General features: G+C 46.3%; 23 protein-coding genes. 15 read left to right on the forward strand and 8 right to left on the reverse strand.

Annotated elements, in window-relative coordinates; genetic code table 11:
* The 5 genes from VIA_RS03615 to VIA_RS03635 all read left to right on the forward strand — a co-directional run.
* Positions 1 to 441: aldehyde dehydrogenase family protein (locus VIA_RS03615; protein WP_040896686.1), on the forward strand; the 441-nt coding region annotated here is incomplete at its 5' end.
* A gap of 80 nt (positions 442 to 521) precedes the next feature.
* Positions 522 to 1,511: a membrane dipeptidase gene (locus tag VIA_RS03620; RefSeq protein WP_004411156.1), complete on the forward strand. Its 990-nt coding sequence runs from the start codon at positions 522 to 524 to the stop codon at positions 1,509 to 1,511.
* Positions 1,512 to 1,650: 139 nt separating this feature from the next.
* A complete protein-coding gene (locus VIA_RS03625) occupies positions 1,651 to 3,258 on the forward strand; it encodes a BCCT family transporter (protein ID WP_004411158.1) in 1,608 nt (535 codons plus the stop codon).
* 94 nt (positions 3,259 to 3,352) lie between these two features.
* The gene (locus VIA_RS03630; protein ID WP_004411159.1) at positions 3,353 to 5,089 is read left to right on the forward strand and encodes a hypothetical protein; all 1,737 of its coding nucleotides are present in this window, start codon (positions 3,353 to 3,355) and stop codon (positions 5,087 to 5,089) included.
* A complete protein-coding gene (locus tag VIA_RS03635) occupies positions 5,086 to 5,817 on the forward strand; it encodes a DUF3726 domain-containing protein (RefSeq protein WP_004411162.1) in 732 nt (243 codons plus the stop codon). Before VIA_RS03630 ends, VIA_RS03635 begins: the two co-directional genes overlap by 4 nt.
* A 54-nt stretch (positions 5,818 to 5,871) precedes the next feature.
* Here VIA_RS03635 and VIA_RS03640 read toward each other — a convergent pair whose 3' ends face one another.
* Positions 5,872 to 6,483: a LysE family translocator gene (locus VIA_RS03640; protein ID WP_004411163.1), complete on the reverse strand. Its 612-nt coding sequence runs from the start codon at positions 6,481 to 6,483 to the stop codon at positions 5,872 to 5,874.
* A 102-nt stretch (positions 6,484 to 6,585) separates the two neighbouring features.
* Between VIA_RS03640 and VIA_RS03645 the strand changes: the two genes are divergently transcribed.
* Positions 6,586 to 7,452 carry a LysR family transcriptional regulator gene (locus VIA_RS03645; protein ID WP_038211540.1) on the forward strand — a complete coding sequence of 289 codons (867 nt, stop codon included), beginning with the start codon at positions 6,586 to 6,588 and terminating at the stop codon, positions 7,450 to 7,452.
* A 55-nt stretch (positions 7,453 to 7,507) separates the two neighbouring features.
* Entirely contained in the window at positions 7,508 to 7,978 is a 471-nt protein-coding gene (locus tag VIA_RS03650; RefSeq protein ID WP_004411166.1) for a PaaI family thioesterase, read from the forward strand.
* A gap of 46 nt (positions 7,979 to 8,024) precedes the next feature.
* Here the strand turns inward: VIA_RS03650 and VIA_RS03655 are convergent, their stop codons facing one another.
* The 3 genes from VIA_RS03655 to VIA_RS03665 all read right to left on the reverse strand — a co-directional run bounded on the left by VIA_RS03655 (position 8,025) and on the right by VIA_RS03665 (position 12,214).
* Complete coding sequence (locus VIA_RS03655; protein WP_004411167.1) at positions 8,025 to 9,632, reverse strand: PTS transporter subunit EIIC; 1,608 nt, start codon at positions 9,630 to 9,632, stop codon at positions 8,025 to 8,027.
* Positions 9,633 to 9,933: 301 nt separating this feature from the next.
* Positions 9,934 to 10,956, reverse strand: coding sequence for a tryptophan--tRNA ligase (trpS, locus tag VIA_RS03660; protein ID WP_004411168.1), 1,023 nt, complete (start codon positions 10,954 to 10,956; stop codon positions 9,934 to 9,936).
* 211 nt (positions 10,957 to 11,167) lie between these two features.
* A complete protein-coding gene (locus VIA_RS03665; protein ID WP_004411169.1) occupies positions 11,168 to 12,214 on the reverse strand; it encodes a GGDEF domain-containing protein in 1,047 nt (348 codons plus the stop codon).
* Positions 12,215 to 12,385: 171 nt separating this feature from the next.
* Between VIA_RS03665 and VIA_RS03670 the strand changes: the two genes are divergently transcribed.
* The gene (locus VIA_RS03670) at positions 12,386 to 13,087 is read left to right on the forward strand and encodes an NAD(P)-dependent oxidoreductase (RefSeq protein ID WP_004411170.1); all 702 of its coding nucleotides are present in this window, start codon (positions 12,386 to 12,388) and stop codon (positions 13,085 to 13,087) included.
* A gap of 58 nt (positions 13,088 to 13,145) precedes the next feature.
* Here the strand turns inward: VIA_RS03670 and VIA_RS03675 are convergent, their stop codons facing one another.
* The 4 genes from VIA_RS03675 to uraH form a co-directional block, all read right to left on the reverse strand.
* Entirely contained in the window at positions 13,146 to 14,507 is a 1,362-nt protein-coding gene (locus VIA_RS03675; protein WP_004411171.1) for an 8-oxoguanine deaminase, read from the reverse strand.
* A gap of 147 nt (positions 14,508 to 14,654) precedes the next feature.
* Positions 14,655 to 16,064, reverse strand: a complete 1,410-nt coding sequence (locus VIA_RS03680; protein WP_004411173.1) for a nucleobase:cation symporter-2 family protein — start codon at positions 16,062 to 16,064, stop codon at positions 14,655 to 14,657.
* 145 nt (positions 16,065 to 16,209) lie between these two features.
* On the reverse strand, positions 16,210 to 17,553 hold the full coding sequence (locus tag VIA_RS03685) for an NCS2 family permease (protein WP_004411174.1): 1,344 nt from the start codon (positions 17,551 to 17,553) through the stop codon (positions 16,210 to 16,212).
* Between the two features lie 134 nt (positions 17,554 to 17,687).
* The gene (gene uraH / locus VIA_RS03690) at positions 17,688 to 18,041 is read right to left on the reverse strand and encodes a hydroxyisourate hydrolase (RefSeq protein WP_004418507.1); all 354 of its coding nucleotides are present in this window, start codon (positions 18,039 to 18,041) and stop codon (positions 17,688 to 17,690) included.
* Between the two features lie 345 nt (positions 18,042 to 18,386).
* On the opposite strand from uraH, the gene puuE reads away from it, so the two are divergent.
* The 7 genes from puuE to VIA_RS03725 all read left to right on the forward strand — a co-directional run bounded on the left by puuE (position 18,387) and on the right by VIA_RS03725 (position 26,457).
* Positions 18,387 to 19,310 (forward strand): allantoinase PuuE, encoded by a 924-nt coding sequence (gene puuE / locus VIA_RS03695; protein WP_004411176.1) that lies wholly within the window; start codon positions 18,387 to 18,389, stop codon positions 19,308 to 19,310.
* A 1-nt stretch (position 19,311) separates the two neighbouring features.
* Positions 19,312 to 19,827, forward strand: coding sequence for a 2-oxo-4-hydroxy-4-carboxy-5-ureidoimidazoline decarboxylase (gene uraD / locus VIA_RS03700; RefSeq protein ID WP_004411177.1), 516 nt, complete (start codon positions 19,312 to 19,314; stop codon positions 19,825 to 19,827).
* Positions 19,828 to 19,948: 121 nt separating this feature from the next.
* Positions 19,949 to 20,935: an allantoicase gene (gene alc, locus VIA_RS03705; protein ID WP_004411178.1), complete on the forward strand. Its 987-nt coding sequence runs from the start codon at positions 19,949 to 19,951 to the stop codon at positions 20,933 to 20,935.
* Between the two features lie 14 nt (positions 20,936 to 20,949).
* Positions 20,950 to 21,501: an ureidoglycolate lyase gene (locus VIA_RS03710; protein WP_004411180.1), complete on the forward strand. Its 552-nt coding sequence runs from the start codon at positions 20,950 to 20,952 to the stop codon at positions 21,499 to 21,501.
* 23 nt (positions 21,502 to 21,524) lie between these two features.
* Positions 21,525 to 22,805, forward strand: a complete 1,281-nt coding sequence (locus VIA_RS03715; protein ID WP_004411182.1) for a urate hydroxylase PuuD — start codon at positions 21,525 to 21,527, stop codon at positions 22,803 to 22,805.
* A gap of 145 nt (positions 22,806 to 22,950) precedes the next feature.
* Complete coding sequence (locus tag VIA_RS03720) at positions 22,951 to 24,870, forward strand: methyl-accepting chemotaxis protein (protein ID WP_004411184.1); 1,920 nt, start codon at positions 22,951 to 22,953, stop codon at positions 24,868 to 24,870.
* A 255-nt stretch (positions 24,871 to 25,125) separates the two neighbouring features.
* Complete coding sequence (locus VIA_RS03725; protein ID WP_004411186.1) at positions 25,126 to 26,457, forward strand: MFS transporter; 1,332 nt, start codon at positions 25,126 to 25,128, stop codon at positions 26,455 to 26,457.
* Positions 26,458 to 26,554: the final 97 nt, after the last annotated feature.

The raw sequence follows: 26,554 nt of genomic DNA on the forward strand, positions 1-26,554 counted from the left end.
GAATGGATTGAGAAAGCTCGCCAAAGCGGCGCTGAACTGACGTTTGGTGGTGAGCGTTTGAATCTTGAACACGAAGGTTACTACATGTCGCCAACACTGTTCCTGAATACGCAAAATAGTTGGGAAGTGAACCAAGAAGAAGTGTTTGCGCCAATGGCGAGCGTGATTCGAGTCTCTGATCTCGATGAAGCGATTAGCGTGGTTAATGATACTCGCTTTGGTCTAACGGGCGGGATCATCACCCAAAGCCTGCGTAACAGCGCCATCTTCAAGCAGCAAGCTCAGACAGGCTGTGTGATGGTCAACCTACCAACCGCAGGGACTGATTACCACGTTCCATTTGGTGGGCGTAAAGAATCTAGCTTTGGTCCACGTGAGCAAGGCCAATACGCGAAAGAGTTCTATACCGTGGTGAAAACTGCTTACCAACGTCCTTACTAACAGGATGAGGGAGCAGAGCCGTTCTGCTCCCGACTCGATAAGAAGTAATTAAAGGGACAGGGAAAGATTAAGGAGTGGTTATGTACCAAGAACGAATTGTCATCGATGGTCTACAGTACTGCAATTGGGATCGAGAGTACTTCCAAACACTGAAGGCGAGCGGGATCACTGCAGTTCATGCAACGATTGTTTATCACGAAAATGCGCGTGAAACACTGACTCGATTTGCTGAATGGAACTTACGTTTTGAGCAAAATGCTGATCTTATTATGCCTATCTATTCAATGGCTGATGTCGAGGTGGCGAAAGCACAAGGTAAAGTCGGTGTCTTCTTTGGCGCGCAAAACTGCTCTCCGATTGATGATGAAATTGGTCTTATCGAAGTGATGCGCCGTCAAGGTCTTCTGATCATGCAGCTGACTTACAACAACCAGAGCTTACTTGCGACGGGCTGTTACGAGCAAAATGATTCGGGTGTGACGCGATTTGGTAAACAAGCGATCGAAGAAATGAACCGAGTCGGTATGATCATTGATATGTCGCACAGTGCGGAGCGCTCAACACTTGAAGCGATTGATCTCTCTTCTCGTCCTATCTGTATCAGTCATGCCAACCCAACGTTTGCTCATGATGCTCTGCGTAATAAATCCAATACGGTCATTCAGGCGCTAACCCAGCGTGGCGGTTTGATTGGCTTCAGTTTGTACCCATTCCACCTGCCAAATGGCAGTCAATGTAGCCTTGATGATTTTTGTCAAATGGTGGCGAAAACCGCAGACCTATTTGGGGTTGAACATCTGGGCATTGGTAGTGATCTGTGCCTAAACCAACCACAGCAAGTGCTGGAATGGATGCGCAATGGCCGTTGGTCGAAAGCGATGGATTACGGCGAAGGCTCTGCAAACAATTCTGGCTGGCCTGATGCGTTGCCATGGTTTAGTGGCAGTCAGGGGATGGAAAATATCTACAACGGATTAATTCGTCATGGGTTCAGTGAATCTGAGGCGGGACAAATACTGGGTGGAAATTGGTTTAACTTCCTAAAAGAAGGTCTTGAGCCTATTTCATAGCAGTGCATTGAGTCATAACAATGCATTACGTAACGCCCTAAACATGGAAAAGCCTACTCATAAAAAAACTACAAAGTAGGTGTTAATTCAACTTTGCTGCGAGTTGTCGGCTGCTGCAAAACAGTTCTGGAGTCAGAGTATGTCTGATGTAACCAATAGCATGAAAGCGACCACGATGGATGTCTCATCGGGTCAAGCAAAAGCAACACAACAATCGACCCACACGAGTAACGAAAATTCACCGGACAAGTTGGGTTTAAGTAACCCAGCATTTTGGTATAGCGGCGGATTTATCGCGCTATTTGTCGCCTTAGCACTGTACGATGGCGAGTTACTTTCTTCTATCGTGAATGCCGGTTTCGGTTGGTCTGTTGAGGTCTTTGGGCCGTACTGGCAAATCCTACTTCTTCTCACTTTTCTTATTGGTCTTGGTTTAGCGGCAGGGCGAACAGGCAAAGTGATTTTAGGTGGCACAACCAAGCCTGAAATGGACGGTTTCCGTTGGATGGCGATTATCTTCTGTACGCTACTTGCGGGTGGCGGCGTATTTTGGGCTGCGGCTGAGCCTATAGCTCACTATGTTAGTCCTCCGCCTTTATACGGCGCGCAAGACAATCCACAACAAGGTGCAGTCAATGCCTTATCACAGTCGTTTATGCACTGGGGTTTCTTGGCGTGGGCGATTGTTGGTAGCCTAACGTCGATTGTGGTGATGCACCTTCACTATGACAAAGGGTTACCACTAAAGCCGCGAATTCTCCTTTATCCAGTATTGGGTGAGCGTGCTCTGAAAGGACACGTCGGTGCACTGATTGATGCGTGTTGTATCGTCGCGGTTGCGGCAGGCACCATTGGTCCGATTGGCTTTCTAGGCTTGCAGGTTAGCTACGCGTTAAACGCTTTATTTGATATTCCTGATGGCTTTACTACTCAGCTGATTATTATTTTGTTTGCGATTGCTCTCTACACACTGTCTGCACTGAGTGGTTTAAACCGCGGCATGCAGATGCTAAGTCGCTACAACGTGATCCTAGCAGTTGCTCTGATGATCTACATCCTGCTATTTGGTCCAACGGACTTTATCTTCAATGGCTACATTCAAGGTGTAGGCAGCATGTTAGATAACTTCATCCCAATGGCGACCTATCGAGGTGATGAAGGTTGGTTGAGCTGGTGGACAGTATTCTTCTGGGGCTGGTTCTTAGGTTACGGGCCAATGATGGCTATCTTTATTGCGCGTATCTCCCGTGGTCGTAGCATTCGTCAAATTATCTCGACCATCAGTATTGTCGCACCGCTCACCACTTGCTTCTGGTTCACCATTGTCGGTGGTTCTGGCTTAGCATTTGAAATTGCTGAACCGGGCAGTGTCAGCAAAGCATTTGAAGGCTTCAACCTACCAGGTGCCCTACTGGCGGTGACGCAGCAATTGCCAATGCCGATGCTGGTTTCAATCTTGTTCCTAGTGTTAACCACGATTTTCATTGTGACAACAGGTGACTCAATGACCTACACCATTAGTGTGGTGATCAGTGGTGAAACCGAGCCGAATGCGATTGTTCGTACCTTCTGGGGTGTGGCAATGGGTATCACAGCGTTAATCCTTATTTCATTAGGTTCAGGTGGAATCTCAGCGTTGCAATCTTTCATTGTCATCACAGCCGTTCCGGTGTCATTGATTTTGCTGCCATCGCTTTGGAATGCACCACAAATCGCAATCAAGATGGCTAAAGAGCAAGGTCTATAACACGAATCCAATAACGATGAGCTTGTGTAGGATATTCCCCTACACCTACACAAGCTCCAATTATTCTTACTATAAAAAATAGGTGGTGAGCAAAATGGATGCACATCGTTCTAATTACACTGAAACCCAACTGCGCAATGCCGCCCTCGTCATGGCACCAGATAGGCTAGGTGCTATGCACCAAAACCGAATCAGCTTTGTGCGTAGCTTGATTCGTAAAATGGCTAAGCAACAGTGGCAAGTCACTAAGCATGAATGGCAACTATGCCCACGTGGTTTTGGCCATGTTATCTACAAACTGGCGACACCAAGTCATGTCTATCATTTAGTAGTATTTTGCGATGAGATCGCCGACGAAGAGCGCAATGATCGTGTTATTGCCGAGAAATGGGATGTCACATTCGCTCTCGTTCAGGGTGATGTGGATGTGACGCTACTCGAACAGTTAAGAGCGAACGTACCATTACAGGAAGCGGGGCGAAATCCAAATAATGTGTTGGTGCTGGCTCGTGCGAATAAAAGCGTTCGAGTGTTTGAGCATATTGTTAGAGCTTTAGCGAAAGGTGAGCAACCTCAGCCGCAAGAGTTGGCAGAGGTTGGCTATATTCTTCGAACGACGGCCGTCTACGGAAACGGTAAGTTTGGCATTGCCGATTTCAAGCTACTGGAAGAGAACCCTGATTTTAATCAGTCATTTAGCGCTCAAATGTGTGCGGTATATATACTGCGTGAGTTTAGCTTAGATTGGGTGCACTACCTAGCTGAGCAACAAGGCGGCGACAAGGCGATTGTTTTGCACAAAGGCTTGCAGCGTTATCTTGGTGTAGGCAATGCCACAGGTTTAGGTATGGCGCCTTATCTTATCAACCACCCATGCATCGTCGATCAGTGGATGACCTCAAGGGAGCGCGCGGTGGCAGATGTGTTAGTGATGCCATGTGACAGTCAGTTTGAGCAGCCTCTGAGTGCGTTGTTGGCTAAGGCCAAGCACCACTTAGAGCAGGTTATTACTATCAATGAGCATCAAGATCATTTGAATCACCAGGCGATTGTCGATATTGAGCAATTGCTTGAGCGTTTGCCGCGAGTTATGACTTGTCAGCCAAACTGGAGCGCAGTTCTTAAGCAAGCAGAAACCATGAGTTTGGAAGCCCAAGAAATCCTAACTTCCTGCTTGCTTGAACTTTATCCGACGCTGGTGGATAAGTACGAAAATCAAATGAATACCAGTGAAACGCTTGCCATCCCAAGTCGTAAGAGTGTGGAAGAGTTGCTGACCCTGTTAAAGGCTAAATACCAGTGGGCAGTAGAGGCTGACTATTCACTGGCTGAGAACAGCTACTGGTTCTGGTATCGCTCGCAAGATAAAGAAGAGCCGAGACTTGGTGTTCGTGGTGAAGAAATCGGTGAAGAGCGAGAGTTGCCCCTAGATATTGGCAGACAAGCAAATCGTCTTTATCTAGCTCTGTCTCAATGTCCTCAAGAGATGAGTGTGGCAGAATTCTTACTCCAACATCCACAGTATCGTGCGATTACCCGTCGTGTTTGGACGCTCGGCAGCAGAGAAATGGGTGATATCCAAATGAACGTCTTGCGCGAAGATGCACTGCCTATGCACTTACTACGTTGTAAGTTGGCGGTATTTGGCGCGACTAAGTTTGATCCTCGCTCTGATCGCTGGGTACGGGTGACCTTCTTCCAAGGCGCTCCATTGCTTGAAGAAATTAACGATCCTAACTATTGCGATACGTGGATTTTCCCAACAATGCCGAGTGCACAAGAAGTGGCTCAAAGTGATAATCAGACAATCAATGGAGGGATTGCATCATGATCGTGTCTCACAACGAACTGGTTGCAGCGGTCAACAAAGCCTTTTTGGGTATGCGTCGCCACTGCGGTGAAGCAGACGTGATTGCCAATATGGTGGCTGACCTTCAGATGGTTGGGCTCAATGGCGTTAGGCATTTTAACAATGCCAGCCAGTTTCTCAGCCTCGATTCAGACTGTGCCGTCTCTATTCAAAATCAACGCCAAGGTCGTTTTGATGTGGATTTTCATGGCGGTAGCGTAGCGTGCCATCTTCCGGCGGTCCTAGACTTTGCTTTAGAACAAATGGTCGAATCTAAATCCATTATGATTACGCTTAAGCAGTGCCATAATCGCTGGCTAGCATACAGTGAACTGGTGCGATTGGCCGCGAAAGGTATTGCTTGCCGAGCGCAGTGGGTGAATGGAACAAGTCCGAAGCGCGCCTTGTACGTACTAAACCGTGGTTGTGTAGCACCAGAGGTTTTCTTCTCTGATAAATTGGCGAGTGACCATAGTGATTTTCATTCAATGACTATCGAACTTGCGACACAAGACTTTGATGTTGCCCAAAGCTCGGAAGGCTATGCGATTCACCTTGATAGTGCAGAGCTAAGCCGCGCACAGAAGAGTTCTTGGGAAGAGGGCATTTTTGTTGAGGACAGTGAGTGGGATATGCTTAAGCAGACCGCGACTGTGTTCTTAGTTGAAAATAGCGCTCGTTCAATTCAAGGAGCAGGTGAGTTGGTATAGTTCACCATTCAATGACTGAAGAAGAGGCTGCCAAGAGCAGCCTCTTTTTTATGGCTAGCTTTTTAAACCCAACATGGCTCCAAACAGCAGCAGCCCTGCGCCGCACACTTGATTTATTCGATGTTTGGCTCGTTGCAGATATGCTTGCAGTTTCGGTGAAGTAAACAATATTGCGACTAATGAAAACCAAACGCCATGCAGCACAATCATATACCCGCCATAGAAAATCGCAGGCCAGTTATTATCGGCATCCGGTGACATAACTTGGCTAAAAATACTTAAGAAAAACAACATGGTTTTTGGATTGAGAGCATTACATAGAAAGCCTTGCAAGAAGTAGCGCCAACTAGGGCTGTGCTGCTTGTGTGATACGAGGATCTCTTGAGTGTCGCGCTTAGCAAAAATGCCCTTGAGGCCTAGGTAGATTAAGTAGGCTGCACCTACATAGCGCACTAGGTTAAACAACCATTGGTTTTGTGAGATTAGGTAACTGATACCAAGCAGGGAGTACGCAATGTGGACACAGATTGCGAGGCTAATCCCGATGGCTGTCGCGATGCCCGCTTTTCTGCCGCTATTTAAGCTGTTTTTTAAAACCAATACAAAATCAGCGCCTGGGCTGATAACGATTAACACTCCAAGAATTGCTAGGCTAAGTAGCTCCATCTTATTTCCCAATCTAGTTATTGTATGTGCTGATATTGTAGGGTTGATTTGGCTTGCCTATAATCGAAATGAATTCCGTTTATATGTGAGAAAAAATCACAAATGAGGCATCTTAAATCCTTTCATGTTTTTCATGTCGCTGCGCAATCGTCGAGTTATAGCGAGGCGGCGCGCCAGCTCAATATCACTCATGGAGCGGTGAGCAAGCAGATCAAAGTGTTAGAGGCTTATCTCAATCGAACTTTGTTTGTGAAGCATGGTCGGAATGTCTGTTTGACTAAAGAAGGTGAGCTATTAAAAGCCTACACAGAGCAAGCTTTCCACACTTTGGAAACTGGCGTAGCAAAGCTGGCGCAGCAAAAGCAGAACTGTCTAGAGGTGTCTTGTGAGCCGACATTAACCATGCGTTGGTTAATGCCGAGATTGGCGACTTTTAACGATGCATTTTCTGCCGATGTGCGATTATCGACGGCGGGTGGTTCGGTGACACTCGGTAGCTCTGGTCTATCGATGGCGATCCGACGCGATGATTTTGAGGTTGAGCATAACTACCTGCAAACGCCATTGGTGGAAGAGTGGGTTGGGCCTGTAATGTCCCCTGAATATTGGCAACAGATTAAACAAGACTTTAATGCGGTTAAATTACTTCACAGTCAAACTCGGTCAAAAGCGTGGTCGTTATGGGGAAAAGCCAGCGGCCTTGGCAACTTACGTAGTCATGAACAACAATCTTTTGCTCATTTCTATTTTGCTTTGCAAGCCTCTGTTGATGGCTTAGGCGCAACGATTGGCTCTTACCCACTGGTCGTTGATGATTTAGAGCGAGGTAATTTGATTGCCCCATTTGGGTTTGTTCAGTCCGGCCACCGATACATGGTGCTCACAGAGCCAAGCAGTGTAAGCAGTTTGGAGTCTAACTTTATTGAATGGCTTGCTGAACAAATGAAAAATTGTATTCCAAAGCAATAACATAACCGCATTTGCAGACTATAGTCAGTAGAGAACTCTGACTATAGGTGGCGTTATGCAGCAACAGAGAGCGATTCAAGATCAGATCCCAAACAACCACTGCTACGGGTGTGGAACTGAAAATGAACTGGGCTTACAAATCAAAAGCTATTGGCAATCAGAATCACAGGCGAGCTGCATGTTTACGCCTTCCCATTATCACTGCGCAGGCCCAACCCACTTTCTTAATGGCGGCATCATCTCAACCATTATTGATTGTCATTGTGTGTGTATGGCGATTGCTAAAGGTTATCAGATGCAAGGGCAAGAGGTAGGTGTCGGTGAGCCAGTATGGTTTGCTACAGGAAGCCTGAATGTTTCATTCTTAAAACCGGTTTGGTTAACACAAAGCGTACATTTAACTGCCAACATCGTTGAAGCATCAGCGAAGAAGATTGTTGTTGAGTGTGAGCTGCACTCGCAGGGTGAGATTTGCTGTAAAGCTGAAGTGGTGGCAGTAAAAGTACCGAATGAATGGTTTGGTTGATATAAAGCTAGAGCCCCGCGTGAACAGGGCTCTATGATTGGAGAGGTTATAGCTGATACTTTTCGATGATCTGGTTTTTATAGGTTTCAGCTTGCGTGCCATATATCAACTGAATTCCGTTGCCGGAGCGAATCACTCCTTTGGCGTCCAGTGATTTCCAAACCTCGTCACTGGCTGGTAACTCACTGTCTTTCACTGTGATACGTAGGCGCGTGATACAGGCATCGATTGAGGCAATGTTCTCTTTGCCACCCAAGTTAGTCACGATTTCATCAATCAGTGAACCTTCTTTTCCGTTGTAATCTTTACGTGTGTAGAGCTTACTTTCAGCATCGTTACGGCCTGGGGTCGAGTAGTTAAACTTGCGAATCATAAAGCTGAACACGAAGTAGTAAATCAGTGAGTAAATAGGACCAAGGATCAGAATCCATTGATATGATGTCTTAGCGGTGCCTTGCAGTAAGCCGAAGAAAGTGAAGTCAATAATGCCTCTTGAGAAGGTAATACCGACCGCGACATCCAGCATATGCATGAGCATGTAAGCAATCCCTTCAAGTACTGCGTGCACGGCGTACAAGACAGGTGCAACGAACAGGAAGGTAAATTCTAGTGGCTCAGTGATACCAGTTAAGAACGATGTTAACGCTGCTGAGAATAAAATACCTTTTACTTTGGCTTTGTTTTTATCGTCTGCGCAGCGGTACATCGCTAAAGCGGCAGCGGGTAGACCAAACATCATTGGTAGGAAGCCGCCAGTCATGGTTCTTGTTGCTTCTGAGCTAAAGTGTACGGTTGCAGGATCAGCCAGTTGAGCGAAGAAAATCTTTTGACCACCAGCGACCATCTCTCCCGCCACTTCTTGCACGCCACCTAGCTCTGTGTACCAGAATAGTGGGTAAATGGCGTGATGCAGACCGAACACGTTGAGCAAGCGCATCAATGAGCCATAGAAGAAGGTGCCGATGTAACCCATCGCAGAGAAGGCTTCGCCAGCGAAAACGATTGATTTAAAAATCGGCGGCCAGATGAATGGGAATAAAAAGGCTAGTGGAATGAAGAACAGCATTGTCATCACGGGTACTAGACGGTTTCCGCTAAAGAAAGCCAAGTAATCAGGCAGGGTCACATTAGAGAAACGGTTGGTGATAAATGCTGCGAGTAGGCCACAGGTAATACCGCCAAATACACCTGTTTGAAGGGTAAAGATCCCCAGTTCTTTCGTGTAAAGAGACGCTAAACCGACCGCCTCATCAGGGTTGGCACCTGCAGCAATTAACCCATCAACACTGGTGGTTTCTGGCGATAAACCTTGGAAGCCAAGAACTGTGCCAATCACCGTATGGAACAGCAGAAAGCCCAGTACTGCGGAAAGTGCAGCGGTTTCTTTATTGTTGTTCGCCATGCCAATAGCGACACCGACTGCGAACAGCAATGGTAAGTTTACAAAGACGAACAGACCAGCTTGGAAACACAACACTAAAAACTGATTGGCTAAGGTGCCCGGAGCAAGGAAAGTGAGATTATAAGTTTCAATCAGAGGCCCGCTGGTAAACGCTCCTCCAACCCCGAGTAAGATACCTGCCATGGGTAGTACGGCGATAGGCAACATAAATGCCCGACCGATTTTTTGTAGTACAGAAAAGATACCGTTCATGTTTCCACCAAACCTTGTGATTAATTCATACCGTAATCAAAACTGCTCAGCAGTCCCTCGTTGTCGAGCCAATTATCAATAGAATAAAAATTCCCTTCAACAAAAATGAAGAAAATCTGTGATCTTAATGGAGGAAATTTCCTTCATATAATATGGAGATTATTTTTATTAATTAAAACGAATTAGAAATGGAGAAAAAGATAAGTGTTATGGATGAGAACTGTTAGAGATAAACTAGTAAAAAAGCTTCGGTTCTAACAGTTGCTGTATAGCCCGAAGCTCACAATAGAAAAGTTTTATTTCAAAGAATGTTTAGACCGAACACGCCTTTTACATCAAATAGTACTTGAGCAGTTTTCGCGCGTGAAACGTGGCTGCCTGCCGCCAGTATGTCAATCAGCTGAGCCTTATCATCTAAATACATGGCACGCTTTTCTCTAATTGGACGCAGCATATCTTGTAAGCATTCTTCGAGGATCTTTTTCGTGGTGCCGTCTCCTAATCCGCCTCGTTGATACTGTTCTTTGAGTTCCGCGACATAGCTTGAGTCTGGGTGAAAAGCATCAAGGTAGGTGAACACAACATTGCCCTCAACACGGCCTGGGTCTTCAACTCGTAGATGGTTTGGATCGGTATACATGGATTTCACTGCTGCACTTATCTCTTTTTCGCTAGCGCCAAGGTTGATGGCATTGCCCATGGTTTTCGACATCTTATTTTTGCCGTCAGTGCTTGGCAATCTTGAGGCATTACTTAGCAGCGGCTTACACTCTTTGAGTACTGTTTTGCCGGCTAGAGAATTGAGCTTTCTGACGATTTCATTGGTTTGTTCTAGCATTGGTAATTGGTCATCACCGACAGGAACCAAAGTGGCGTTAAATGCGGTGATATCGGCGGCTTGAGATATAGGGTAGGTGAGAAACCCTGCCGGTAGTGAGCGCTCAATACCTTTGCTTTGGATTTCACTTTTTACGGTTGGGTTTCTTTCCAGCCTAGCGATGGTGACTAAGTTACTGTAGAACATGGTCAGTTCAGCCAATGCAGGTAACTGTGATTGCAGGCAGATGGTCGTTTGTGAAGGGTCTATACCGACAGCGAGATAATCTGCGACCACATTGAGAATGTTGGATGAGACCTTGTTTGGATTGTGGGCGTTGTCGGTCAGGCCTTGCATGTCTGCAACCAGAATGTTTTGCTCACAAATGGATTGTAATGCGACTCGCTGTTTTAAAGATCCAACGTAATGGCCGAGATGCAAAGGGCCAGTTGCACGATCGCCAGTGAGGATAATTTCTTTTGGTTCAGTGTGTTGTTGAGTTTTCATATGTGTATCTCCGAGATAAATAGATCGCTACTGGAGATACAAAAGAGATGACAATCTTAGCTACCTTCCAGCAGCATAAGAATGTAAGAATTCCGCGCCGCTCTAGTTAGAGCGCCACCAGAAGAAGAATGATGTAGGTTGTGCTATATGTTTCATTGCTTCAATCTAACAAGAAGTTTTTTGAAACACAACCCTGGTGAAAATGGTCATCTCAACTCGCTTCAACCGCAACATAGAAGCAGTTTTTACCTGAATTCTTGGCTTGATAAAGTGCTTCGTCTGCACGACGAAATGCATCGGATTTCCCGGTGTCTTGGTGATAAGCAACCCCGCTACTTACGGTAACTGGTCGCTCAATCCCGAAATCTTGACTTGCGATGATGGTTTGAATCGCTCTAACCCGCTCTTCAATGATTGAATAATCTGCGGTTTCAAACGCGATCAGAAATTCTTCACCGCCCCACCGACCGACTTGGCCGACACTCTTGGTTTCTCTTTCTAACGTACGCGCAGTCTGGATCAAGACTTGGTCACCGACATCATGGCCGTAGTCGTCGTTGATTTTTTTGAAGTCGTCAATATCCACAATTGCCAGCCATTGCACCTTATGCGGTTCTTGGAGCAAAGCTTCCATATGACGTCGGTTAAAAAGTTGAGTCAACATATCTGTATGGGACAGAGCTTGCAGTTGTCGATTGGATTCTTTCAATAACGCCAATGTTTTACGGCGTCCAGAGTCATAGAAATAAGCGATCGAAAACAAAAATAGGTAGACGATAGAAAGGTGAATGAAGCTGATATTGTCAAAGGGGATAGGTGGCCAGTTATGCATATCAATCAGGCAGATATAGGCAATAATCGCAAAGTTGACCAAGCTAAAAACGGCGCCTACCTTGTAGCCTAGAACGAATATTGCAACCACAGGCGTTAAAAATGAGAATGCCAATGCAAACTCACTGTGACCGGAGCCAACGATAAACAGCAAGCTGACCGAAGTCATTACTGAAACCATAATGGTTGCCGCGATTTTGACATTGCGGCTTTGCCACAACCAAAAATAGGCCAGTGAGCATAAGGCTAGCCCTATAGCTTCGATTGATGCGAGAAAAAGGTTAGGAATGAATAGAGTGTTGTAACAAATAAACAGGCTTAGTACGGAAGACAACACCGTCAAAGAGGCAAAGACAAATACGCTTTCCCTGAACTCTTCTTGAGTACGGTTCACCCCAAGCCATTTCTCTAATCCATTAGTCAGCACAACAGTTCACATCTTCCTTATTTGAGAAGTGGTCAATATACATGACGAGTTATGCAGCGTCACTCATAATACGAAAATGAACTAAATACCCGGCTAGATATACAAAATAGTTAGAGATCTAAATGATTCCAAATTGGTACACTCATTGAACTAATCAGGGAGGAAGTGACGATGAAGGTGATGGTTCTTGGAGCGACAGGGGCAACTGGCCGTTTGGTTGTGACTCAATTGTTGGCAGCTGAGTGCGAGGTTATTGCATTGGTGAGAAGAACAGACGTATTGGCTGAACACCCACGCTTGAGCCAGATAACCAGCACAGCTTTGTCGATCGATAGCTTGGAGTTAAAGCAACGACTAGAAGAGTGTGACGCCGCGATTTGCTGTCTAGGTCATAACTTAACGCTAAAAGGGGTTTATGGCGCGCCAAGAATGTTGGTTGGAGATAGCCTTGAACGAGTAATTTCTTCACTTTCAAAACAGAGAGCAAGGCCATTTAAGCTGGCGCTAATGAGCTCAACAGGTGTGCGTAATTCTGCAGTGGATGAGCCACTGACAACAAAAGAAAAGTCGGTTGTTATGCTGTTGCGTTGGTTACTGCCACCACAGCGTGACAATGAGCGAGCAGCCAAGCTTTTAAGCCGGATTGGTTTGAAGCGTAAGCATTTGGAGTGGACCATGATTCGACCTGATACTTTAATTGATCAATTAGAAACGAGTGATTACCACTGGCACCCAAGCCCAATACGTAGCGCTTTGTTTGATGCGGGGGAAACCAGCCGAATCAATGTTGCTAATGCTCTATGTCGATTGGTTGTAGAAGATGACCTATGGCAAGAGTGGAAAGGCAAGACGCCAGTGATTTATAACCGATGAAAGTTTATCAAATAGAGTGATAGAAAAATGCCTCAGAGTGTCTGAGGCATTTTCATGATTATTCGCCCAATGCTTTTTTGGCTAAGCGTTTTGCAGCATGTTTGTGCCGTTCCATTAACTGGTGAATATCGACGCCGATCACTTCGCCATTTATGACTCGCCAATGCCCGGCGACCATTACGCGGTCTGCTTGTTGAGCCCCACATAACAGCAGTGCTGCGAGTGGGTCGTGACTGCCCGAGAAGCGAATGTCATCGAGCTTAAACATTGCGATATCGGCTTGTTTACCTGCGGTGAGTTCACCGATGTCGTTACGTCCCATCGCTTGTGCGGAGCCTTTGGTTGCCCAGCGCAGAGCGTCAAAATGAGTCACGTTGGCAGAGCCGTATTGCAGACGTTGTAAGTACATTGCCATGCGCACTTCGGCAATCATGTTCGAGCCATCGTTTGATGCACTACCATCAACACCTAAACCTACTTTAACGCCCGCGGCTTCAAGGTCATTGTTCTTACAAATGCCAGAGGCGAGCATCATGTTTGAGGTTGGGCAGTGGCTAATCCCCACTCCGGCTTGGCCTAAGCGACGGATCTCTTCAGTGTTGAAATGAATGCCGTGTGCCAGCCATGTTCGCTCATTGAGCCAGCCGACATCTTCAAGGTAGTCCACTGGGCGTAAGCCAAACTTCTCGACGCAGAAATCTTCTTCATCCAGAGTTTCACACAAATGCGTGTGCATCATAACGTTTTCTTGCTTGGCGATAATTGCTGTCTCTTTCATTAAGTCAGTAGTGACAGAGAAAGGAGAGCATGGTGCGAGGGCAATCTGAGTCATCGCGCCATCATGGTGCTGGTGGTATTGGCGAATCAGCCTGTAGCTATCATCGACAATGGCCTGTTCAGTTTGGATAGTGTGTCTTGGCGGTAGGCCGCCATCATCTTCACCTAGACTCATTGAACCGCGAGTGAAAATCGCGCGAACTCCAAGCTTTTGCGCCGCTTCAACTTGAAGATCAATCGCATGCTCGAGTCCGTTGGGGAGTAGGTAGTGATGGTCAGAGGCGGTGGTACAGCCAGAAAGCATCAACTCAACCAAGGCAAGCTCGGTCGCCACGCTCATCATCTCTTCATCGAGATTGGCCCAAACGGGGTAAAGGCTCTTAAGCCAGTGGAAAAGTTCTTTATTTAACGCGTCAGGGTAGGCGCGGGTTAAGGTTTGATAAAAGTGGTGGTGGGCGTTAATCAAACCCGGTGTCACGACATGGCGTGATGCATCAACCACGTAATCGATGTGATGGGAGGGTGTCCCATGCTTTGGAATGAGTTCGACAATTTGATTGCCTTTCACCACGACACCGCCTTGGGCGTCTTGCTGGTTTCCAGTGTAAATTGCCAGTGGATTCTTAATCCAGATGGTTTCCATTCATAATAGTCCTTAGCCATCTCAGCCATTTCAGGGGAGAGGGTCTTAAACGTTTTAGTTGAAAGTAAGGCTAGTCATCGCTAGCGAGGTTATTGTGTCAAAGCTCTGCATTGGATAACAGAGCTTATGTCTCCTTTTGCGTTTTGATTAATCGCTGGTTTTCGCTTCGAGTTTGCTTTGAACTGCTTGCGCTTGCTCTTCGTTATCTGACTTACGGATGATTTTTTCTTCAAACTGATCTTTGCTTTCGCTCAGGGCTTCGCGCACTTCTTGGTTGCTCGACTTAGGCAACAGTTGGTTGAGAATCACTGTCACGATCGTACCTGTGGTAATACCTGAGTGGAGGAAGTTAGCGATGTCATGAGGTAAGTGTTGCAATAGACGAGGCTCGAATGTTACTGCCAGACCTGATGCTAAACCAACACAGATAACCAAGGCATTGCGTTTGGTATCAGCAGCCATGATCAACATACGAATACCGGCGTAAGCAATCATGCCGAACATGACGAAACCCACACCGCCAAGTACTGGCTTTGGAATGGTTACCGCAATCGCGGCCAATTTCGGGAATAGGCCACCTAAGATAAGTAGACCACCTGTCGCGGCAACCACGTAACGGCTTGCAACGCCAGTGATACCAACAATGCCCACGTTTTGGCTAAAGGAGGCCAATGGCATTGCGGTAAGAATCGATGACAAGGTGCTGCCTAGACCATCACCCAGTAGACCGCGTTGCAGATCTTTACCTGAGATTTTCTTATCACAGTTATTGGCTAGAGCCATAAAGTCACCGGTTGCCTCTGCGATCACTACGATGTACACCAAGCTCATGCTGACAATCGCGCTTGCTTCAAAGCTTAGGCCGTATTTGAGTGGTTCTGGGCCGCCAACCCATGCTGCTGAGGAAATGTCATCCAGGTTAACCATGCCCAGTGACAGCGCGACGATGTAGCCACCGGCAAGACCAATGACAATCGCAGAAGCTGCCACTGCGCCTTTACAGTAAACCGATACTGCGACCACGATACCTAGCGACACAATCGCTAAGAACAGTTTTGGTAAAGTGGCAAAGTTTTCGCTCGATGCTGGGGCGTCACCGACCCAGTTCATGGCGACAGGTAATATGGTTAAACCTATTAAGGTGACGACCACACCGCTGACTACGGTTGGAAAGAGCTTTTTCACCTTATCCATGTAGAAGCTAGCAAGGATCACGACAAATGAGCCTACCAGCGCAGAGCCCATAATACTGGCGACACCGCCTTCTCGGCCGATGGCAATCGCGACACCTAAAAAGGCAAAGCTAGAGCCCATCACAACAGGTAAGCGAATACCAATTGGACCCAGGCCAATACATTGCGCCATGGTGACAATACCTGAGGCAAGCAGCGCTGCATTGATCAGAGAGACGATTTCTTGGTTAGGCAATCCGATTGAAGCGCCAACGATAAGCGGTACTGCGACAATACCGCCAATTGAGGCGAGCATGTGTTGTAATGCAAGTAGAAAAGTGATGCCGTGAGGCGGTCTTTGATTGAGTGTATACAGAAGTTTCATTGGTTATACCTCGGAGAGATTTGAGTGGTTTTATCTCTCGTTGACTGGACAATTGACTTCTACAAACTACGTAGGGTCTCGAATTTTGGGTGTAGGAATCTAGCCTAAACAAGCGTTTAGGCTAGATTCGTTCAAGTTGGAGCGATTAGATGTAGATAAGCTTAGCGACGAAGATAACCGTTAGAATGTACATTGAAACTGATACATCTTTTGTCTTGCCGGTTGCGACTTTAAGTACTGTGTAAGTAATAAAGCCGAGTGCAATACCATTCGCGATTGAGAAGGTTAAAGGCATCATCAGTGCAGTGATTGCTGCAGGCGCGCCGTTAGTGAAGTCTTTCCAATCGACATGCTGCATACTGCTCATCATAACGAAAGCAACGTAAATCAGTGCACCCGCTGTCGCATAAGCAGGGATCATGCCTGCTAGTGGTGATAAGAAAATCGCGGCTAAGAATAGCACGGCCACAACAATGGCAGATAAACCAGTTCGAGCACCCGCAGCAACACCTGCCGCACTTTCTACGTAACTGGTTACTGGTGGGCAGCCGACACAAGCACCGGCCACACTCGAAATTGAGTCTGCTTTTAACGCCCTGCTAAGCCCTTCAATTTTACCGGTTTCTTTGTTCATTAGGTGCGCGCGTTCTGCAACACCCATTAGCGTACCTGCCGTATCAAACATGTTAACGAATAGGAATGCTAGGATCACACTGACCATTGAAATGTTGAAGGCTCCAGCAATGTCCATTGCCATAAAGGTTGGGGCAATGCTTGGTGGCGCAGCAAAGAAGCCATTGTATTGAACCAGACCTAGCATCATGCCTACCACTGTGACACTTAAAATACCGATAAGTACAGCGCCAAACACTTTACGCTCGCTCAGTACCGCAATGATCAAGAATGCGATTGCGGCTAGCATAGCGTCAGGCTTGGTGAAGTCACCCAATGAGACTAATGTTGCTGGGTTTTCAACGACGATACCAGCTGTTTTAAGGCCGATAAGACCAAGGAATAGACCTACACCTGCAGTCATAGAGTAGCGTAAGCTGACTGGGATACTTTCAATAATCCACTGACGAACTTTATAGAAGCTCATCCCGACGAAGAGGATACCCGATAGGAATACTGCGCCTAACGCCACTTCCCAGCTGTAACCCATTTCGCTCACTACGGTAAATGAGAAGAAAGCGTTGAGGCCCATACCTGGTGCTAAACCGACCGGCCAGTTAGCAAAGAGGCCCATGAGTAAACAACCGATAGCGGCACCAATACAGGTCGCGACGAATACCGCCCCTGAGTCCATCCCTGATGCAGCCATGATTTGAGGGTTAACGAAAATGATGTAGGCCATTGTAGCGAATGTGGTGATCCCCCCGATCATTTCATTCTTTACGCTGGTTCCATGTGCTTTCAGTTTGAAAAAGCGCTCTAAAAGGCCACCAGATTGACCTTCGTTATTAAGCACTTCAGCTTTGCTTTCGTTCATGTCAGCAAGTCCTTTTGTTTGGGTGTTTCTTCAATTGAATACCACGCTCTAGTGTGCTGCCGGCTCTTTTGGCTCGCGACCTAGACTCCAATTTTCCTGATGAATGTTAAGTTTGACGTTGTTAGAAATTCTTTTTAGCTGCCGCGGTATGTTGAGAAACTGTATGGAGAAACAAGCAGCGGAACATGATAATGCGCGCCTTCTTCACCAAGACCAAAGCGGATGACCACATCATCTAGGAATGGCACTTCACCAAGGTCGATATCTCTCTTGCGGTAATAGTCTGCAACATGGAAAACCAATTGGTATTTGCCCGTTGTGAATGCCTCACCTTCAAGCACTGGCTCGTCTGTACGTCCGTCGAAGTTGGTGGTGACCGTTTTGACTTTTGTCACGCTATCACCTTCGATGCGAAACAGCTCAACTAGGATGTCTGCTCCGGGAACGCCATGCATTGTATCCAATACGTGTGTTGTCAATTTACCCATAATCATTAATAGCGCTGAGCGCTCTCCTTAATTTTGAGGTTTTTATTGTATACAAAGTTGTTCTGACTTTGCTTTTGATACCTATATATGTACACAAAATATCCATATAGTAAAGCGCGTTGTTATAAAAATGTTATTATTAAAAGTAGCAAAAAGTGAAATGTGTGACATCAAGCGAATAGGGAAATATTGAGGCTTATTGGTTAAGTACATGAAATATAAGGCCGTGTGTCGATAAAGTAACTTTAACAACAAAATCTTTACATTAAGATAATTTATTGTATACAATGAATGTATGAAATTAAAAAGACAACTACGAATTGTCTTGGTTTAAGGAGAGCCTGAATGGATAAGGATTATTCACGAGATCTAATTGGCTATGGGGCGAATCCTCCTCACCCTAAATGGCCTGGTGGAGCTCGTATCGCCGTGTCGTTTGTATTGAATTATGAAGAGGGCGGAGAACGTTGTCTTCTACATGGGGATGAAGAGTCTGAAGCCTTTCTATCTGAGATTCCAGCCGCACAGCCGATTAAAGGTGAACGTCACATCAGCATGGAATCTATCTATGAATACGGTAGCCGCGCAGGTGTGTGGCGAGTTTTAAAACTGTTTGATGAGTACGAAATTCCTCTCACTGTTTTTGCTGTAGCGATGGCAATTGAGCGTCACCCAGATGTTGCGCAAGCGATGGTACAAGCTGGTCATGAGATCTGCAGCCACGGTTATCGCTGGATCGATTACCAATATATGGATGAGTCACAAGAGCGTGACCATATGATGAAAGCGATTGATATCATCAAAGAGATCACCGGCGAACGACCGCTAGGTTGGTACACAGGTCGTACAGGCCCGAATACTCGTCGCATTGTCGCGGAAGAAGGTGGCTTTCTATACGATTCGGATGCCTACGATGATGACTTGCCTTACTGGCACACGGTAGGCGGGCAACCTCAGTTGGTGATCCCTTACACCTTGGATGTCAATGACATGCGTTTTGCAACAGTGCAGGGCTTCAACTCCGGTGAGCAGTTCTATCAATACCTTAAAGATACCTTTGATACGCTTTATGTCGAAGGTGAAACAGCGCCAAAAATGATGTCAGTGGGTTTGCACTGTCGCCTGATTGGTCGCCCGGGGCGTATCGCCTCACTGAAACGCTTTTTAGATTATGTAAAGCAGCACGATGACGTTTGGCTATGTCGTCGTGTTGATATCGCTCGTCACTGGCACGAGAATCACCCATACACACCACAAGAGGAGAAATAATATGACTGAATTTCGTTTTTGCACACCATCTCAGATGGCACGTTCGGAATTTGTCTCTCACTTTGGTGATGTGTATGAACATAGCCCATGGGTAGCAGAGTCTGTCTATGATCAAGGGCTTAGTGACCAAGATAATTTTGTTGCCAACCTGCATTTGAGAATGGCGGAAACGCTTCTGGATGCGGAAAAGGCGAAGCAACTTGCACTTATTAATGCTCACCCTGACTTAGCAGGGCGAGCAGCAATCAACGGTGAACTCACACAAGCATCGACTGCTGAACAAGCTGGCGCTGGTATTGATCAGTGTAGCGCTGAAGAGTTCGAAAAATTCACTACGTACAACGACAGTTACAAACAACGCTTCAACTTTCCCTTCATCATGGCAGTGAAAGGGGCCAATCGTTACCAAATTCTTGAATCGTTCGAGAAGCGATTAGGCAATGATAGTGACACTGAGTTTGCTACTGCGATCCAGGAAATCAATAAGATTGCACTGTTTCGCTTACGAGATATGTAAGTCACGGAGATGGCGACTACCTCGTTTCGATATCAATGGATATCAGCCCAATAAAAGGGCATAGCGCTCGAATTGAGCTTACTCATAAACCTATTTTTGAATAATTGGAAGGATAAAGGAAATGTCTTTCGACTTTGAACAATACATTAACCTTGCTGACGATAAACTTGGCGCAGAAGCGATCTTTGCTACTGACGATTTCTTTGCTGATAAAAGCCGCCTACTGCGCCGTGAAGCGCCAGAGTGGAAAGATGACGTATATGATGATAACGGTAAATGGATGGATGGCTGGGAAAGCCGTCGTAAACGTGGAGAAGGTTACGATTACTGTGTTATTCGCCTTGGCTTAGCTGGCACGATTGCTGGTGTAGATATCGATACCTCTTTCTTTACGGGTAACTTCCCACCATCAGCGTCCATTGATGCATGTTATTCACCAGACGGTGACCCAACGGATGCGACAGAGTGGCAAGAGATCCTGCCATCAATGAGCCTTCAAGGTGATCATCATCATCTAGAAGAAATTGCTAGCGAAGACGTGTTCACTCACTTACGTCTAAATATCTACCCAGATGGTGGTGTGGCACGTCTACGTGTTTATGGCCGCCCGAGTGTGGATTGGGATCGCATTGACCCGCAGCAACAAGTTGACCTTGCCGCTGTTGAAAATGGCGGTCGTGCACTAGCATGTAGCGATGAGCACTACGGCAACAAATCAAACATCCTCGGCCCGGGTCGTGGTGAGAATATGGGTGATGGTTGGGAGACCGCACGTCGTCGTACTCCAGGTAATGACTGGGTGATTGTAGCTCTTGGTAACGCAGGTAATGTTGATCGCGTAGTCGTTGATACGGCGCACTTTAAAGGTAACTTCCCAGACAGCTGTTCAATTCAGGCAGCATATGTCAAAGGTGGCACAGACGATCAAGTCGCAACGCAAAGTTTGTTCTGGCGCGAACTGCTACCAGCACAAAAACTCAAGGCTCACGATATTCACGAGTTTACCTCAGAGGTGAATGACCTAGGTGCAATCACGCACGTTCGTCTGAATATTTTCCCTGATGGTGGTATTAGCCGTCTGCGTTTGTTTGGCACAAAAGCGAAATAAGCGAGGGGACGATTATGAGCAATGGAATTCGCCGTTTAGCAATAGAACCGTTAACTAAACAAGCTTTTGCGCAGTTTGGTGATGTGATCGAAGTAGATAACAGTGACTACTTCATGATCAACAATGGCTCGACTCGTCGTTATCACAAGCTAGCAAAGACGGATGTGCAAGATCAAGGTGGTGAAGCCATCATCAGTATCTTTCAAGCAACGCCGCTTAGCTACCCGTTAACGATTTCAATGCTAGAGCGTCATCCACTAGGGTCACAGGCATTTGTTCCATTGCTTGGTCAACCGTATCTCATTGTTGTTGCTCCCAAAGGAGACAACCCATCACTGCAAAACTGCCGCGCGTTTTATAGTAATGGCCGCCAAGGTGTTAATTACCACAAAGGCGTTTGGCACCACCCAGTACTTGCGTTGACCGATCAAGACCAGTTCTTGATCGTTGACCGAGGTGGTGAGGGGCATAACTGTGATGAAGTCTTCTTTGAAGCCGATTTGGTGTCGCTACACTTAGAAGATATTCCGGCGAGTAACAGACAGGAAGTAATGCTCTCTGAGTAGAGTGCTGTAAGAAGGAATTTATTATGGATCCACATATCACGGAGTGGTTGAACTTAGCGATTCGCTGGGCTCACATGATAGTTGGCATCGCATGGATTGGTGCTTCGTTTTACTTTGTTTGGTTAGAAAATAACTTGAACCGCGTCAATCCAAAAACGGGTCTATCGGGCGATCTTTGGGCGATTCACGGCGGTGGTATTTATCACCTAGAGAAGTACAAACTTGCGCCTCCAGAAATGCCAGAACACCTACATTGGTTTAAGTGGGAAGCGTATTTCACTTGGATCACGGGTGTACTACTACTGGGTGTTGTTTACTATCTTAACGCCGAGATCTACTTGATTGCTCCTGGCTCAGGCATGGAGCCGAGCACGGCGATTGCGATAGGTATTGGTGCCTTGGTTGCTGGCTGGTTTATCTACGATCTACTGTGTGAATCGCCATTAGGTAAAACGCCAATGCTGTTGGGGGCGGTGTTATTCGTGCTCTTGGTTGGTGCAACGTATGGCCTATCTCAAGTGTTTAGTGGCCGCGGTGCTTACATTCATGTCGGTGCAATTATTGGTACTATCATGGTGGGTAACGTATTCCGCGTCATCATGCCTGCACAACGTAACTTGGTCAGTGCAATTGAAGAAGGTCGTGAACCTGATCCCGCCCTCCCGGCGAAAGGTTTGCTGCGTTCTCGTCACAACAACTATCTGACGCTACCCGTGCTGTTCATTATGATCAGTAACCATTTCCCAAGCACCTATGGCTCTGAATATAACTGGGCAATTCTTGCTGGCCTTGCGATCTTTAGTATCTTGGTTCGCCATTACTTTAATACGCGTCATGGTAGCCAGAAGTTTGCTTGGACTGTGCCTGTAGCCGCGCTTGGTATGATCACACTCGCATTTGTGACTTCGCCGTATGCTAACAGACCAGCTGCTCCAGTAGCGAAAGCGCCAGTCGCGGTTGCAACGCCTGCAGAAACAGCGACAGAAGCTGCATCTACGGATAACGCTCAAGCCGCTAGTGCCTCCGAGCAGCCAGCAGAGAGCGGTGTGAACTTTGCAATTATCAATCAGGTGATTCAAGAGCGCTGCTCAGTGTGTCATTCAGCAACCCCGACACATGCTGCCTTTGCTGCGGCGCCTGCAGGTGTGATTTTAGATACACCTCAGGAGATTCAAGCGAACAGTCCACGCATTGCGCAGACTGTAACAACGAAATATATGCCGCTTGGCAATATGACTCAAATGACTGATGACGAGCGTGCGCTTATCGGCAATTGGGTTCAACAAGGGGCGGCGATTAACTAATCGCTAACAACCAAATCTCGCTTATCGAACTGCAAACTCGGTAAGCGTGATTCATGCAAACGTGGTATTTCCCGCTATTTATCTCATGTGAGATCCCCCGGCCCTGTTCCGGGGTTTTTTATGCCTCAAAAAGGAGTTTGAAGCTATGCGAAGTGCGCTAAGTATTCGACATAAAACGATGTTGGCGACCGTTGGTGCAGTGATATTAGTCATTGCAGTATTGATTAGTATTACGGTCAGCCAAGGGCAAAAAATCATCTTAGATAAAACCTACTCTCAGCAAATGCCTGCAGCGCTAGGCGAGGTGAGTAACCAGATAAAACTGGAGCTGGAAAAACCATTGGTGGTAGCTGAAGTTATGTCACAGCTAGCATTACTGAAAAACTTCAACGGGCAAGAGAGTGACGAGGTTGTCGCTCAGCTACAAAGCATCAAGCAACAATTTAATGCCCTTACCGCCTTTTACGTGACGACAGTAAACGATACCTACTATGTGCCCAACGGAGTGTTAAAAACCATGTCGCAAAGCTCAGTAGATGACGCCTGGTTCTATGGTTTTCTTGGCGGTAATAAATCGGTTGAGCTTTCAATTGATGTTGATGAATCAACCGGGATTGCCACCGTATTTGTCAATCAAGTCGTGATGAAAAATGGTCAGAGAATTGGTGTTACAGGGATCGGTTTGTCGCTAGAAAGCTTAGGCCAAACCGTGGCGAATTTCTCGTTGGGGGAATCAGGGCGCTTAATGCTGGTGGATAACCAAGGCGTGGTCAAAGTCCATCCGGATACCTCAATGGTGGGTAAATCATTATCAGTCATTGGAATGGCCAGCGTGAGCGAGAATGTCACTAACCTGAATAACAGTGGGTTAGAAATCAACGAAGTCGACATTGACCAGCAAGCGATGTTAGTCGGCTTGATGAGTTTGCCTCAACTTGGTTGGGTATTGGTTTCGGTACAACCGACGAGCGAAGTACTTGCAGAGATTAATCACTTTATCGAAACCATGACTTGGATAGGTGTGTCGATTGCTTTGCTGTTTGTCGCGGTCAGCGCCTATATGACCCACATCCTCTTGACGCCTTTATCAACCACGGCGGATCTGTTGCTGGAGATTGGCAGTGGTGGTGGCGATCTTACCCAAAGACTCGATGAGAGTCGCAGTGATGAAGTGGGCAATATTGCCAAAGGCTACAACCAATTTGTTGCTTACATGGGTAGTGTCTTGCAAGAGATCGAAAGCTCACGCCAAGCGCTGGTGAGCAGCATTGAGTACATTGACCTGCAAGCGTCAGAAATGAAGCAACAAATCCACGGTCAAGAGCAAAACATTCATCAAGTGGCGACTGCGATTCATGAGATGAGCGCTAGCTCGGAAGAGATCGCCAACAATGCCAACCATACTTCAGATAACGTTCAACAAACTACGCTAGAAGTGAAGAAAGGGCTTGAGTCGGTCAGTGACACCTTCAGCCATACCGAAGCAATGAGTCAGCAGCTTGACCAAAGTAACCAGAGCATTGAGAAGCTGTCTAATGACATCAAGGCGATTGATACGGTGCTCGATGTTATCAGTGGTGTTTCGGAGCAAACCAACCTTCTTGCCCTTAATGCGGCGATTGAAGCAGCCAGAGCAGGCGAACAGGGTAGAAGTTTTGCTGTAGTGGCGGATGAGGTTCGAACCTTAGCCTCTCGCACCCATGATTCAGCCAGTGAAATTCGTACCATCATCGAAAACTTGCAAAGCTTGAGCAATACCGTGGTCGATGAAGTCAGCCAAAGCCATAAAATTGGTCAAGACTGTCTCACTGCTGCCCGATCTTCAGAGCACCATTTAGCTTCAATTAGTCGTATCGTGGAAGAGATTCATCAGCTTAGCGCCCAAACGGCCACCGCAACAGGAGAGCAATCTCAGGTGATTAATGAGATTGCGCCGCACGTTGAAAGTATTGCTGATGTAGCCAGAAGTAATACCGATATGGTGACGCAAACTTCTCAGCGCTGTATCAGCCTAAAAGAAAATGCAGATTCACTTAGCCAACTGGTGGCGAAGTTTAAGTTCTAGAATAAAATAATCGATAAAGCCAATGCGATAAACATAAAAGAGGACGAGTAAAAATCTCGTCCTCTTTTATGTTTATGGTTATTGTTTAGTCACGCTTAATGAACGGGAGATTCTAGACGTACCACTTTGAGAAACTTTCCCAATCTGAAGTGATTGGATGTTTGTTATAATTGTATGATTTTAAACACTGAATTTATTCATCACTCCCCAAAAGGCGATTAAAAACCTTATGCTACTAAAAGTGCAGAACATTACATGACGTCCAAAGAGATCCTTAACATTCGCAATGTCCGTTACTTCCTAATGTTTCGGAGCAGCTACTTTGCACGCTTTTATTACCCAGTATTTACCTTACTTTATTTAGATTACGGCTTAACTCTTTCTCAATTCGCGATGCTTAATGTCGTCTGGGCAGCGACTATTGTTCTCGCAGAAGTGCCATCTGGCGCTTTTGCGGACACGTTAGGTCGTAAAAAACTGGTCGTTCTATCTTCATTAGTGATGCTTGTTGAAATCGCAATGATTGCCTTTGTACCAACGGGCAACCCAGATTTGGTCTTCATTGTATTTCTGATTAACCGAATATTAAGTGGTTTGGCAATGGCTTTGGCCAGTGGCGCGGATGAAGCTTTGGCTTACGACACGCTAAAGGAACAAGGCAAAGAAGAGCTGTGGCCACGAGTTTTGCAGATCCAACTTCGTATCTCGTCCGGTGTAGGTATCTTTGTCACTCTAATCGGTGCTGCTATGTACGATGTGAACGTAATGGCGAGCATCTATTCTGTTCTAGGTTTCGTTGCGCCAGAAAGCACGCAAGATATTATGCGTATTCCCGTCTATGCCACTTTGTTTGTTGCGGTGCTTGCCATTTATGCAGCATTGAAGATGCAAGAAGAGAAAAAAAACTTACCCAGCGATGGCAGTAAACTGGCAACCACGATGGAGAGTTTAAAACTGACGTTGAGCACAGGAAAATGGGTACTTTCGACACCTTATGTGCTGTTCATTTTACTTTATTACAGTTTATTCGAGCACACATCACGTATGTTCTTAACCATGAACAGTCAATATTATCGTGCTATTGATATTCCGATTCTTTACTTTGGCTTTATTGGTGCAGGTATCAGCGTGTTGAAAATCTTACTTGCGGGACAAAGCCGTAGGCTAGCGGAAAGCATCGCGCCCAAAAATTTTATTTTGATCATGGGGTTAGCGACGATGGCGACCTACTATTGGATTAGTCTAGGGTGGTCAATTTACGGGGTAATACCCGCGCTCGTATTAATTTTCATCATTATGACGATGAATATATTCATCAGTTACCACCTAAATAAAAAGACCGAATCACACAATAGAGCGACGGTACTCAGCTTTAAGGGTTTGATGTTTAACTTAGGTTACGGTCTGATAGGGGGGTTGTACGCTTACTACTATAAATTGCTGTCTCAGGGATACACCGATCAACAAATAGAAGAGCACATTGACTTTATCGCATCACTTTCTTCGTTCTTCTACTATTTTTCATTCCTGTTTATCTCAATTAGTGTGTTCTTCTATATCAAGGACCGAAAGAAGGCGATCTTTTGAGCCAATGAGTAGCCCCGCAGCATTGCGTCGAACATTTGTAGTAAGTGTTGCAATGCGCGGGGAAAGAACACCTCATAGCCTTCACAAAGTACGTTGT

The organism is Vibrio orientalis CIP 102891 = ATCC 33934, assembly GCF_000176235.1.
Classification (GTDB): Bacteria; Pseudomonadota; Gammaproteobacteria; order Enterobacterales; family Vibrionaceae; genus Vibrio; species Vibrio orientalis.

Coding starts and splice junctions, on each gene's coding strand:
- VIA_RS03710 (WP_004411180.1), top strand. CDS start 20,950: ATGAGCAATGGAATTCGCCGTTTAGCAATAGAACCGTTAACTAAACAA.
- VIA_RS03655 (WP_004411167.1), bottom strand. CDS start 9,632: ATGAACGGTATCTTTTCTGTACTACAAAAAATCGGTCGGGCATTTATG.
- VIA_RS03715 (WP_004411182.1), top strand. CDS start 21,525: ATGGATCCACATATCACGGAGTGGTTGAACTTAGCGATTCGCTGGGCT.
- VIA_RS03650 (WP_004411166.1), top strand. CDS start 7,508: ATGCAGCAACAGAGAGCGATTCAAGATCAGATCCCAAACAACCACTGC.
- alc (WP_004411178.1), top strand. CDS start 19,949: ATGTCTTTCGACTTTGAACAATACATTAACCTTGCTGACGATAAACTT.
- VIA_RS03635 (WP_004411162.1), top strand. CDS start 5,086: ATGATCGTGTCTCACAACGAACTGGTTGCAGCGGTCAACAAAGCCTTT.
- VIA_RS03670 (WP_004411170.1), top strand. CDS start 12,386: ATGAAGGTGATGGTTCTTGGAGCGACAGGGGCAACTGGCCGTTTGGTT.
- VIA_RS03620 (WP_004411156.1), top strand. CDS start 522: ATGTACCAAGAACGAATTGTCATCGATGGTCTACAGTACTGCAATTGG.
- VIA_RS03625 (WP_004411158.1), top strand. CDS start 1,651: ATGTCTGATGTAACCAATAGCATGAAAGCGACCACGATGGATGTCTCA.
- puuE (WP_004411176.1), top strand. CDS start 18,387: ATGGATAAGGATTATTCACGAGATCTAATTGGCTATGGGGCGAATCCT.
- VIA_RS03645 (WP_038211540.1), top strand. CDS start 6,586: ATGAGGCATCTTAAATCCTTTCATGTTTTTCATGTCGCTGCGCAATCG.
- VIA_RS03680 (WP_004411173.1), bottom strand. CDS start 16,064: ATGAAACTTCTGTATACACTCAATCAAAGACCGCCTCACGGCATCACT.
- VIA_RS03630 (WP_004411159.1), top strand. CDS start 3,353: ATGGATGCACATCGTTCTAATTACACTGAAACCCAACTGCGCAATGCC.
- VIA_RS03675 (WP_004411171.1), bottom strand. CDS start 14,507: ATGGAAACCATCTGGATTAAGAATCCACTGGCAATTTACACTGGAAAC.
- uraH (WP_004418507.1), bottom strand. CDS start 18,041: ATGGGTAAATTGACAACACACGTATTGGATACAATGCATGGCGTTCCC.
- VIA_RS03640 (WP_004411163.1), bottom strand. CDS start 6,483: ATGGAGCTACTTAGCCTAGCAATTCTTGGAGTGTTAATCGTTATCAGC.
- uraD (WP_004411177.1), top strand. CDS start 19,312: ATGACTGAATTTCGTTTTTGCACACCATCTCAGATGGCACGTTCGGAA.
- VIA_RS03725 (WP_004411186.1), top strand. CDS start 25,126: ATGACGTCCAAAGAGATCCTTAACATTCGCAATGTCCGTTACTTCCTA.
- VIA_RS03720 (WP_004411184.1), top strand. CDS start 22,951: ATGCGAAGTGCGCTAAGTATTCGACATAAAACGATGTTGGCGACCGTT.
- VIA_RS03685 (WP_004411174.1), bottom strand. CDS start 17,553: ATGAACGAAAGCAAAGCTGAAGTGCTTAATAACGAAGGTCAATCTGGT.
- trpS (WP_004411168.1), bottom strand. CDS start 10,956: ATGAAAACTCAACAACACACTGAACCAAAAGAAATTATCCTCACTGGC.